The 11,288-nt window shown below is 50.2% G+C and carries 13 protein-coding genes; 11 read left to right on the top strand and 2 right to left on the bottom strand.

Features of this window, described 5'->3' with window-relative positions:
- Positions 1–158 precede the first annotated feature (158 nt).
- On the top strand, positions 159–1,067 hold the full coding sequence (locus tag ABYW01_RS05795; protein ID WP_372831554.1) for a chemotaxis protein CheW: 909 nt from the start codon (positions 159–161) through the stop codon (positions 1,065–1,067).
- 76 nt (positions 1,068–1,143) lie between these two features.
- Positions 1,144–1,548, top strand: coding sequence for a DUF2802 domain-containing protein (locus ABYW01_RS05790; RefSeq protein ID WP_372831553.1), 405 nt, complete (start codon positions 1,144–1,146; stop codon positions 1,546–1,548).
- Between the two features lie 55 nt (positions 1,549–1,603).
- Here ABYW01_RS05790 and ABYW01_RS05785 read toward each other — a convergent pair whose 3' ends face one another.
- Together ABYW01_RS05785 and ABYW01_RS05780 are read right to left on the bottom strand one after the other, a co-directional pair.
- Entirely contained in the window at positions 1,604–1,873 is a 270-nt protein-coding gene (locus ABYW01_RS05785) for an EscU/YscU/HrcU family type III secretion system export apparatus switch protein (RefSeq protein ID WP_372831552.1), read from the bottom strand.
- Complete coding sequence (locus ABYW01_RS05780; RefSeq protein WP_372831551.1) at positions 1,870–4,047, bottom strand: flagellar hook-length control protein FliK; 2,178 nt, start codon at positions 4,045–4,047, stop codon at positions 1,870–1,872. The genes ABYW01_RS05785 and ABYW01_RS05780 overlap by 4 nt, the downstream gene beginning before the upstream one ends.
- 130 nt (positions 4,048–4,177) lie before the next feature.
- Here ABYW01_RS05780 and ccmA point away from each other — a divergent pair, with 130 nt between their 5' ends.
- Genes ccmA through ccmI form a run of 9 tightly spaced genes read left to right on the top strand, consistent with a single transcriptional unit; the run spans position 4,178 to position 11,201 of the window.
- The gene (ccmA, locus tag ABYW01_RS05775) at positions 4,178–4,816 is read left to right on the top strand and encodes a cytochrome c biogenesis heme-transporting ATPase CcmA (protein ID WP_372831550.1); all 639 of its coding nucleotides are present in this window, start codon (positions 4,178–4,180) and stop codon (positions 4,814–4,816) included.
- On the top strand, positions 4,813–5,532 hold the full coding sequence (ccmB, locus tag ABYW01_RS05770; protein WP_372831549.1) for a heme exporter protein CcmB: 720 nt from the start codon (positions 4,813–4,815) through the stop codon (positions 5,530–5,532). Before ccmA ends, ccmB begins: the two co-directional genes overlap by 4 nt.
- An 8-nt stretch (positions 5,533–5,540) precedes the next feature.
- Positions 5,541–6,299, top strand: a complete 759-nt coding sequence (locus ABYW01_RS05765) for a heme ABC transporter permease (RefSeq protein ID WP_372831548.1) — start codon at positions 5,541–5,543, stop codon at positions 6,297–6,299.
- Positions 6,300–6,306: 7 nt separating this feature from the next.
- Positions 6,307–6,486, top strand: a complete 180-nt coding sequence (ccmD, locus tag ABYW01_RS05760) for a heme exporter protein CcmD (protein WP_372831547.1) — start codon at positions 6,307–6,309, stop codon at positions 6,484–6,486.
- Positions 6,483–6,944 (top strand): cytochrome c maturation protein CcmE, encoded by a 462-nt coding sequence (gene ccmE, locus ABYW01_RS05755; RefSeq protein ID WP_372831546.1) that lies wholly within the window; start codon positions 6,483–6,485, stop codon positions 6,942–6,944. Before ccmD ends, ccmE begins: the two co-directional genes overlap by 4 nt.
- A complete protein-coding gene (locus ABYW01_RS05750; protein WP_372831545.1) occupies positions 6,941–8,920 on the top strand; it encodes a heme lyase CcmF/NrfE family subunit in 1,980 nt (659 codons plus the stop codon). Before ccmE ends, ABYW01_RS05750 begins: the two co-directional genes overlap by 4 nt.
- A gap of 12 nt (positions 8,921–8,932) precedes the next feature.
- Positions 8,933–9,475, top strand: a complete 543-nt coding sequence (locus ABYW01_RS05745; protein ID WP_372831544.1) for a DsbE family thiol:disulfide interchange protein — start codon at positions 8,933–8,935, stop codon at positions 9,473–9,475.
- Positions 9,472–9,942 (top strand): cytochrome c-type biogenesis protein CcmH, encoded by a 471-nt coding sequence (locus ABYW01_RS05740; RefSeq protein ID WP_372831543.1) that lies wholly within the window; start codon positions 9,472–9,474, stop codon positions 9,940–9,942. The genes ABYW01_RS05745 and ABYW01_RS05740 overlap by 4 nt, the downstream gene beginning before the upstream one ends.
- Positions 9,939–11,201 carry a c-type cytochrome biogenesis protein CcmI gene (ccmI, locus tag ABYW01_RS05735; RefSeq protein ID WP_372831542.1) on the top strand — a complete coding sequence of 421 codons (1,263 nt, stop codon included), beginning with the start codon at positions 9,939–9,941 and terminating at the stop codon, positions 11,199–11,201. Before ABYW01_RS05740 ends, ccmI begins: the two co-directional genes overlap by 4 nt.
- Positions 11,202–11,288: the final 87 nt, after the last annotated feature.

Below are 11,288 nucleotides of genomic sequence, written 5' to 3'. Positions count from 1 at the left end.
CGTATTTCCAGCGCGATTGTGCCGGTTGATACTGAGTTGCGAAATGCCAGTATCAAAGGGTTAGTTCCTTCCGCCGTCGATTCCAGTAGCCGCGGTGTTCATGCGTATGCCCGAATATTGCGGACGCTGGTTGAAGCACAAAAACAAGAGGCGTCGGTATGACGAAGTTACCAGAAGACGCAGATTACTATGCCCCACAAACAGGGAATCAGCAGGTTGTATTCGATTACCTGGAATCGCTGTTGGAAGATCCTGATACGCTTGCGCGTGATACTGAAGCCGAATTGCAGGCGATCGAAGCGCTTGAGCGTGATGAGCCGCAAGAGAGTGAGCCTTCACTACTCACGGTGGAAAGCGAGTTGCTTGACGCTGCCCCGACAGAGCCAAATGCATCGGAAGTTGAGATTGCGGCAGATACATCAGCCACATCGGATGAGCCTGAGCCTGAGCTGTTCCCGGCGGAAGATGATACAGGGCTAGCAGTTGAGTTGAATGAGGCAGTATCGCTGGATACCCCGGCTGAATTGATTGGTGAGGATTCGCTTGAGGATCATGCCCAACCCGAGCTCGACAGCCCGCCAGTTCAGGCTGTGGAAACCCATGTTGATGATGCAGCGCCAAAACCGGCGTTAGATATCCCGGAAGATGTGCTCAATTGTATTTTGTTCCAGCTTCAGGGGCTGAACCTGGCTATTCCGGTTGATGATGTGGATGGCGCTGTATCGATGGAAAGACTGACCCTGCATTTGGATTTGGATCATGAGTGGGTGCTAGGGGCTTTTACTGCTATGGACAAAGAAACCCGTGTGGTTGATACCGGCAGTTGGTTACTTCCCGGGCGCTTTGATCCCGCGCGTGCCAAATATGAAGAGGTATTGATTCTTAAAGGACGTCGATGGGCGTTGGCCTGCGATACGTTGGTTAAATCGATCCGCATGTCACATAGCGATATTGTTTGGGCTGGTGATAGTAATACCCGTCCTTGGATGTTGGGGACAAATATGAACGAACGATGTGCGATTATGGATGTGGATAAGTTGCAGGCGTTGCTGGATGAGAATCTGTGACTGCCGTCAGACTGTATAAAGCGGGCATGCTTTAGTATCCTTAATCTTATCTTATCTTGTCGTATCGGAGCGCTCTGTGGAATTTTCCATCTGGACATCGATCTTTGCACTGTTGAGCTTGCTGGCTTTGGTGAGCTGTGTTGTGCTGTTCAAGCGGATGCGCCAGTATGAACGCCGCCAGCAGGCCTTGGTGGGATTGCTTCGAAATGAAATTCAGGCGATCACCAACTCATCTATTGGGATGGGACGCCGGGTCGTCGAAATCGAACAGAAGCTAAACAATACCGCCGAAAAACAACTGGAATTGGAAAACCGTGATCCAGGTGCGATGGCGTTTAATCAGGCCGCACGCTTAATGGAGATGGGGGCCAATGTTGATGATCTGGTCGAAAGTTGTGGTATCGGTCGTCCCGAAGCCGAATTGATGGCGTTGTTGCATCAGGAATTAAAAGCAACTGATAGTCTTGGTCATCAGAAATAGTCAGTTCAGCTTTCAGGTCTCTCTCCCTTCCCCACCTTCCAAGCCCAGATACTGTCTACGTATCGTGTTTTAGACTGTAAGCAAAAGCGATGACCTCCGCGATTGCGCGATAGAGGGCTTCCGGGATTTCATCTCCCACATGCAATCGTACCAGAAGTTCTACCAATTCTGGGCTTTCATGGATGTGAACGCCACTTTCCTCAGCCAATGCAATGATCTGCTCTGCGATAACGCCCTGGCCTTTGGCCGCAACGGTCGGAGCGCTTTGTTCGCCGAGTTTATAGTTCAGCGCGACCGCTTGTTGAGGTTTTTGTAGGCGCTTCATGTGTGGATATCTACGAGGTTTTTCTGGATAACTTCACCTTGGCGATCCGGTGAATGCCCGTGGTAGCACTGGAGTTCGGGGGTTTCAAATCCTTTGTTCTGCAATAACTGGCCGAACTCCTGCAGCTGTTTCTGAATGTGGCGCTGCGCATGGCGTTCATTGCACCAAAATTGAATCTGAACCTGCTCGTCGCTGGTGAGCTTTATTTCGGCATCGATAGCGCCAAGTTCCTCAAGGTCAAAATGCAGGCGTGCGCGCCATAGTGTGGTCAGTTCATGAGTTCCATGCGCGCTGCGTTCCTGGCTGATGCGCAGTTCCAAATTATCCATTTGATTGTTGTTAAGGACGGGGATATCCAGTTGTATAACCCGTTCAAAACTGCCATCAGGTGCTTCTTTCCATTGTTGAAGAGAGGAGAGCTGATTTTGGGTTATACGGGATTGCATGGTCTGAATGAGTTGTTCCATTCGCTGGCGCTGCTCAACGGGCAGATCAGCACTGTGTTGCTGTAGCTGACGCAGTAAGCCTTTCATATCGGTCTTGCCCGGCGGTTTTCCCGCTGCGAGTTGGGCTTCGGTTTGTGTTCCGCCCGCCTGTACGTTTTGCCGCAGTGTTTGGGGGGCCTCAGGTGTGCCAGGGCGAAGGCCAAACAATTGCAACATGGAGCGTACAAGCCCGGATATCTCCGTCTGCGGAAGCTGGTTAGCGGATCCTTGTAGTTGATTCAACGAATTAGCTAACGGCTGTTGGTTGGGCAGTGCAGTGCGCAGAGCAGCTTGTATGGCGGCCTGTTCGCGCTGGAGTTCCGTAGCTTGGCTGGTCGTTGGTAAGGGGGTCGCGAGAATTTCACCACCGGAGGTGCGTTGGATGGTCAACACAGTACTTGGACTCAGTGGAATATTCGACTGAAGTGTGGTGGTCTGCCCCGAGTTCAGGCGAATATCTAGGTTAAATGTTGTGTTCGAGGGAGTCGTAGCGGTTCCTGATGAAGATACAGAAGGGATCGTGCTTGCTGGAGGCGGCTGTGTTTGTGCGTTGGATGATGTGCCAGTGGTGCTCGGGTTGAGTGACGCACTGGCATTCCTCTGCACAGGTACATGGGAGCTGGGTTGAGCGTTTGTGGTTGAAGCCGGACCTCCAGAGGGGGGCGAAGCGTGCCCCGCCTGCGGTAATTGCGTTGATACAGGTGCGTTGCTGGATGGCGAATGTGCGGTCGCGGGGGATGCTGGTGCAACGGTATTGCCTGATTGAGCCTGTGCGGTTGCTACGGCCCTGGCCGTCGATAACGTTTCGGGGCGTTGTTGCACACGGGACTCGCTAATTGAGGTTGGTTTCGTAATGCCTTGGATTGAACTGGAGGGCGGTGCGGATGTCTGGCTATTCAAGGACTTATTTGCAGTATGTGCCGTTACTGGTGGTGTGTTCTGTGTTGGTAGGTTTGATTTTGATCTTAGCGTTGATAATGTTTCGGAGCGTTGTTGAGCAAGGAGTTCACTACTCGAGGCAGGTACAGGCGTTCCTTGAACCGGAGCGGGGGCGGCTGCCTGAGTGTTCGAACCAGGTGCAGTGCCTGATGGTGTGCTCTGTATTGCTGTAGTGGGCTGTTGTTGTGCAGGTGCAGGTGCAGGTGTTGTTTGAAGATTACCGGTGGGGATCGGTCTGTTATAGGTGCTGCTTCCAGAAGATGTATTCGATGATGCTGCAGGTATCGTGGGTGCACCTGTCGGGGTGCTTCGAATGACGGTGCCCTCAATAACAGTGCCTTTGCTGATTGGAACTTCTGAAATGCCCGCTTTGAGGCTGATCGCTGGCGGTGGCGTCGGTGATGAGGGTGCCGCACTGTTAGCAGGTACTGCCTTGGTATTAGAGGGTGTAGTACTTGTGGCGGGTGCACTGGAGATGGCAGTTTGTTGTAATAGAAGTTTGCCATCAAGGGTTAGGCTGACTTGCAACTGAGCGCCGGCCTGCAGAGGTTGTTTTGTAATAAGTTGTATCGTTTTACCGTTAATTTCCAGCACAATTCGTGACGCCCCTGTGTTATTGGCGTCAGGTGAAACTCTCGCCACCCGGGCATTTTGGGGGCTGTCGCTGGTCAGAACCTGATTCAAAGCCTTTTGTGTCTCCGGCGGCGTATCGCGCAGAGGCAAGGAAAGGGCAGAATTTTGCGGAAACAATACTTTTCTCCGTAGTGACGGCTGCTGCACTGGTCGTGAATTCGTATATAATAAGCCGCTAAATTAAATTGTCGGCCGTACCGCTTAAAAGTATAGAGTTAAGTCGGGTTTTCGGCTTGGGGTGGGTGTTTTGTCCGAGCCGCTGTTAAATGTAAAACAGCTCTTTTGTGAACGTGATGACCGTATTCTCTTTGAAGATCTTAACTTTGTTGTAAAGCAAGGTGAAGTTGTTCAAATCGAAGGACAGAACGGCAGTGGTAAAACCACGTTGTTACGTATCCTGGGAGGCTTATCCCGCAATTTCGAAGGCGATATCTATTGGCAGGGAGAGCCAATAGACGATGTCGCTGACGACTTTCGTCGTTCGCTGCTTTACTTCGGTCATCAACCTGGTGTGAAAGCCATTCTCACACCGGAAGAAAACTTGAACTGGTACGCGGCGATGCACCCGGCTATCGCGCATGAGCAAATCTTCGATGCGCTCGATCAGGTTGGGCTTAAAGGCTACGAAGATGTGCCTTGTCATATGTTGTCAGCCGGCCAGAATCGACGTGTTAGCCTCGCGCGCCTTTACCTAAGTAGCGCGCCATTATGGATTCTGGACGAACCCTTTACGGCTATCGATAAACGGGGCGTGGCTGCAAAAGAAGCCCTGATCACACGCCATGCCGAACGCGGTGGCAGTGTTATTCTGACAACCCATCATGAACTGAAGATGGGTGATCGGGTACGACGTATAAATCTCGATGAACTGGCCGGAACTTCATGAGCGAAATGCTGACTAATGAGCCGGTGCAGTCCCGTGAGCAGACCCTGCGTGGTCTCTTTCTGGCTGTGCTGAAGCGCGATCTGTTGCTGTCTTATCGGCGTCGAAGTGATCTGGTCAATCCCCTGATCTTTTTCCTGATGGTTGCAACACTATTCCCACTCGGTGTGAGCCCGGAGCCGGACTTTCTGGCACAGCTGGCGCCGGGCGTCGTCTGGGTGGCTGCATTGCTGTCGACGTTGCTATCGATGGACAGTGTGTTTCGTTCGGATTTTGAGGACGGTACGCTGGAGCAGACATTACTGAGTCCGCAGCCATTGTTTATTGTGGTGTTGGGGAAAGTGATTGCTCACTGGATGTTGACAGGATTGCCGTTGGCACTGCTGGCCCCGGTACTTGGAATTATGTTGTTTCTACCTGAGGGAGGTATGGGCGGGCTGATGATCAGCTTATTGCTGGGAACCCCTACACTCAGTTTGGTAGGGGCGATCGGCGCGGCGCTGACTGTTGGATTGCGCAAAGGCGGTGTACTGATCTCATTATTGGTATTGCCGTTGTATATCCCTGTTCTGATTTTTGGCACCAGTGCAGTGCAGGCGGCGATAACGGGACTACCGTTGGGCGGTTATCTTGCATTGCTGGGAGCGATGCTGGCACTGGGGATCGTAATGGCACCGCTGGCAATTGGTGCCGCTTTAAGAATTTCCGTGAGCGGATAAGGTTAAGTATGGCTGAGAAGAAAAAATGGATGCCGCGATGGTTTTATCAGTTGGCATCACCACGCTGGAGTTATGAAATCATGGGCAAGTTGTTGCCTTGGTTTGCTATAGCTACAGCAGCACTGCTGGTATCAGGAATTGTTTGGGCACTGGCTTTCGCTCCATCGGATTACCAGCAAGGTAACAGTTTCCGCATCATCTATATCCACGTCCCTTCCGCCATCCTTGCACAGTCGTGTTACATGCTGATGGCAATTGCCGGAGCAATCGGTCTTATCTGGAAGATGAAAGTGGCCGATATGGTCGCTAAATCGAGTGCGCCTATAGGTGCAACGATGGCGTTGTTAGCATTGGTAACAGGTGCGATTTGGGGTAAGCCGACCTGGGGTTCCTGGTGGGTGTGGGATGCACGCCTGACCTCTATGTTGATTCTCCTGTTTCTGTATCTCGGTGTAATTGCGCTTAACTCTGCTATCGAAAGCGAAGCCACGGCAGCGCAGGCGACAGCGGTGTTGGCATTGGTAGGGTTAGTCAACATTCCAATCATTAAGTATTCGGTAGAGTGGTGGAATACGTTACACCAGCCCGCCACGTTTACCCTGACAGAACGTCCGGCTATGCCTGCAGAGATGTGGGTGCCGCTATTGGTGATGGTGATAGGTTTCTATTGTTTCTTTGCCGTTTCCCTGATGTTGCGTACCCGTAATGAAATTTTGCATCGTGAGCGCCGTGCAAGATGGGTCCGTGAACTGATCGAAAAGCAGTGAGGTGAATGTGAGTTTCGACAGTTTTTCCGATTTTTTGGCTATGGATGGACATGGCCTGTATGTATGGCTGAGTTATGCCATTGCATTGTTTGTTATTGTTATCAATTTGGTAAGCCCGGTACTGCGCAAAAAGCAGCTAGTCTCCGAGCTTATTCGTCGTCTGCGTAGGGAGAAAAATGCCTCATGAATCCAAAACGTAAGCAGCGTCTTATCATTGTGCTGTTCATCGTCTTCGGTGTAGGCATCGCCGTTGGTTTAACCATGTTCGCTTTGAGTCAGAACATTAATCTTTTCTACTCGCCAACCCAAATTGTAAAGGGTGAAGCGCCTGCCAATACACGTATCCGTGCCGGTGGTATGGTGGTCGAAAATAGCGTTCAGCGTGACCCAAACAGTCTCAAAGTGACGTTCGGAATGACCGATTATGCTGAAAACGTCACGGTAGAGTTTACTGGAATATTGCCTGATCTGTTTCGAGAGGGGCAGGGTATTGTTGCTCAGGGAATGATGGACGAATCCGGGGTGTTTCAGGCAAGTGAAGTGCTTGCTAAACATGATGAAAACTACATGCCTCCAGAAGTAGCGGATGCGTTAGAAAAAGCAGGCAAGATGCCTAAACCAGAGGCCGAGGTCTTTAATAAATGATTCCTGAACTTGGTCAATATGCGCTGATTTTGGCGCTTGGTATGGCGGCACTGCTGGCAGTGGTACCGTTGGTTGGAGCATCAACCGGAAATCAGTTGTGGATGGGCTATGCTCGCCCGCTGTCAAAAGGCTTATTCTTATTTCTAGTTATCAGTATTTTTTGTCTGGGTTACGCATTTATTACTGATGACTTCTCGGTTGTTTATGTCGCGTCAAACTCCAACACAGCGTTGCCTTCCTATTACAAGGTGAGTGCGATTTGGGGAGGCCATGAAGGTTCGTTGCTACTTTGGGTCGTAATTCTGGGCGGTTGGATTTACGCCGTTGCGGTTAAAAGTAATAACTTGCCGCTGGATATTGTGGCTCGCGTGCTGGCGGTGATGGGGATCATCGCGGTCGGTTTTATCCTTTTCACCCTTTTGACTTCAAGTCCATTTGAGCGTCATCTGCCGCTGTTTCCTCAAGAAGGGGGCGACCTGAACCCTCTGTTGCAGGATATTGGCCTGATTATACATCCCCCTATGTTGTACATGGGGTATGTGGGGTTCTCTGTCGCGTTTGCATTTGCGATAGCTGCATTGTTGAGTGGTCAGCTTGACGCTGCCTGGGCACGCTGGTCTCGTCCATGGACAAATGTTGCGTGGGCATTTCTGACATTGGGTATCGCGTTGGGCAGCTGGTGGGCGTATTACGAGCTTGGTTGGGGTGGCTGGTGGTTCTGGGATCCGGTAGAGAACGCATCCTTTATGCCATGGTTGGTAGGGACGGCCCTGATTCATAGTCTGGCGGTTACTGAAAAGCGCGGTGTTTTCAAAAGCTGGACGGTACTGTTGGCAATCTTTGCTTTCTCTCTGAGTTTGTTAGGTACTTTTTTGGTGCGCTCCGGCGTCCTGACATCCGTGCATGCCTTTGCGTCTGATCCTGATCGTGGCTTTTTCATTCTGGCATTACTGGCGATTACGATCGGTGGCTCATTACTGCTTTACGCGATCAAAGCTGCACATGTTAAAGCTGAGTCCAGTTTTGAACTGGTATCCCGTGAAAGTTTCTTGTTGATGAACAACATCCTCTTGGTGGTGGTTGCGCTAATGGTATTGCTTGGGACGCTGTATCCGTTACTTATGGATGCATTGCAGAAGGGCAAAATGTCAGTGGGTGCACCGTATTTCAACGCGATGTTTGTGCCACTAATGTCCATCTTGGTGGTATTGATGGGTGTTGGTGCAATCTCACGCTGGAAAGCCACCAAGGTTGAATTTCTGGCGAAGCAGCTTTGGATGCCTGCGATTCTGGCGATTGTTGTGGGTACCTTGGTGAGCTTGTTTGGTGGAATCGATTTTGAATGGTCCGCATTGTTGGGATTGATTCTGAGCTTTTGGGTATTGTTCTCAGGTTTGCGGGATGTATATAACCGCGTCGCTTCCAAGAAACAGCCACTCAAAGCACTGACTAAGTTTTCTCTGAGTTATTACGGGATGATTCTGGCTCACGCCGGTGTTGCGGTTTCAATCGTAGGTATTCTAATGGTGTCCATCTACAGCGAAGACCGCGATATGCGTATGACACCCGGTGATCGCCAGGCCTTTAAACATTATGAGTTTGTGTTTGATGGTGCGCGACAAGTTCAAGGGCCGAACTATCGCTCTGATATGGGACGTATTGTCGTTTTACAAGACGGTGAGGTGTACACAACCTTGTATCCCGAAAAGCGTTTATACAATGCGAGGGGGAATGTGATGACTGAAGCAGCGATTGATCCGGGGCTTTTCCGTGATCTGTATGTTGCTCTGGGTGAACCACTGGAAAACGGTGCCTGGGCTGTCCGAATGCAATATAAGCCGTTTGTTCGCTGGATCTGGTTAGGTGGGTTGTTGATGACTTTTGGTGGCCTGCTGTCGGCAAGTGACCGTCGTTATCGTCAAAAGGCAAAACGCCAGCAGCCTAAAGCTGTATCCGGTGAAGCTGAGTTTGCGTGAGGAACTGATTTGATGCGCCGTTTTTTTCTATTCATTCCCTTAGTGATTTTCTTTGTCATGGGAATCTTCCTCTATCAGGGATTGCAACTGGATCCGACAAAATTGCCGTCCGCGCTGATCGATAAGCCGTTACCTGAGTTTCGTATGAGCTCCTTGTACGATGAAGATCGGGTGCTTACCGAAGAGGATCTAAAAGGTAAGCCCGCGTTACTGAATGTATGGGCGACCTGGTGTCCATCCTGTAAGCAGGAACACGCACAGCTGAACCGGATAAAGGAAGAGGGCTACGTCATTTATGGCGTGAATTACAAAGATGATCGTGGAAAAGCCAAGGAGTGGTTACGTCGTTACCTTGATCCTTATAGCGAAAATATCTTTGATAAAACCGGTTCATTTGGCATTAATCTGGGCGTCTATGGCGCGCCGGAGACGTATGTTATTGATGCAGAGGGTGTGATTCGCTACAAACACGTAGGTGTTGTGGATGAAAAGGTTTGGGCCCAGCTGAAACCAATTCTTCAGAAGCTGGAAAACGGCATGGAGGCTAAGCAATGAAACGTTGGTTAATCTCATTGCTGATGTTGGTCTCTATGCAGGCATTTGCCGCTATCGATACCTACGATTTTAAGGACGAAGATACACGTAAACGCTTCCAGCAGTTAACGGAGGAGCTTCGTTGTCCGAAGTGCCAGAACCAAAACCTGTCTGATTCCAACTCACCCATTGCAAAAGACTTGCGTCATGAAGTCTATCGTATGTTGGGCGAGGGTGAGAGTGACTCGGAAATTGCAGACTTTATGGTGGCGCGATACGGCGAGTTTGTGTTGTATAAGCCCCGTAAAGACGCATCTACTTACGTACTTTGGTACGGCCCTTTCGGGCTTTTATTATTGGGGTTGATTGTCGTGTTTGCGATTACCCGCAGAAAGAACACTGCTGCAAAAGAATCACCTGAATCCAATTTGGATGATGAGCAGCGTAAAAAGCTAAACTCTCTTCTTGATCAGGATGCCGACAAATGACAGGTTTATGGATCGGTATTGCTTTGCTGACATTGGCCGCGATTGGTTTTGTATTTTGGCCAATGCTTCGTGCGCATAAACTACATCAGGCAGAGCTTTCTGCCGATCGAAAACTCCAGAATATCGATATTTTTCGCGAGCGAGTCTCTGAACTTGAAGCTGAGTGCGAAAGCGGTAGTTTAGAGCAGGCTGAATTTGAGCTACTCAAGATCGAGTTGGAAAAAAACCTGCTAAACGATGCGGTAGAAACTCAACAACAGGAAACCCAGCTTAAGATAGGGCGAGGCTCAGTTGTAACTGTTGCTCTACTCGCGTTGATTCTGGCGTCCGTATCCTTTGGTTTGTACGGTAAGCTGGGGCGCTCAGTTGACCTTCAGCTAGCGCTGAACACAGATACCTCAGTCAATCCTCAGCAACAGCCGAGCATCGACGAAGCTGTGGCTATGCTGGAGGAGGAGTTAAAACAACGTCCGGAGAACGCTGAAGGTTGGTATATGTTGGGGACAACGTATATCGGCATGCAACGCTTTGATGAAGGTCTGGCAGCGCTGCGAAAAACGCTAGCGTTATTGCCTGAGGATTCGCCTCAATATGCAGGTGTCATGGGTCAGTATGCTCAGGCACTGTTTTTTGCCAACGGTAGTAAAATGACCGATGACGTGCGTAATCAGATTGATCGTACGTTGGCGGTTGAGCCGTTTGAGATCACCGTGCTGGGCTTGTTGGGTATTGATGCATTTGAACAGCAGAATTATCAAGCGGCTATCGATTACTGGACTAAAGGTCTGGTGAATGCTGAAGGTGAAGCGGCAATGTCGCTGAAGTCTGGTATTGCTACTGCCCGCGACCGATTGAAAGCCTTGGGTGTAGAGGTTGTGGAACCAAATGCTGCTGAAGCTGAAACGGGTGATACGGCAGCGATTCGTGTGCAGCTGAGTATCAATGACCAGTTAAAAACAGGCTTGAGTCCGGAACAGACTGTCTTTATATTTGCTCGCCCTGTTGGTGGTCGGATGCCACTAGCCGCGTTGCGTTTGCAGGTATCACAACTTCCAATGGAAGTCGTATTGGATGATAGTATGGCAATGTCTCCGCAGGCTCGGTTGTCTCAGCAGAGCGAAGTGGAAGTTACGGCACGCGTATCAATGAGCGGTCAGCCTCAGGCATCAGCAGGCGATCTCTACGGTACGCTAAGCCCTGTTTCGGTGCGCGGTAATGAAGCAACGTTATCGCTGGTTATTGATCGAGTTGTCGACTAATTTTATAGTCTGAACACCACACTACGAAAAGAAGGCGAGGGCGCGGTTAACTTATGGAAATCGGTTTACGTGAATGGCTGGTAATCG

This window comes from Pontibacterium sp., assembly GCF_041587635.1.
Taxonomy (GTDB): Bacteria; Pseudomonadota; Gammaproteobacteria; order Pseudomonadales; family Balneatricaceae; genus Pontibacterium.
This window is presented reverse-complemented; position numbering and strand designations above follow the sequence as displayed.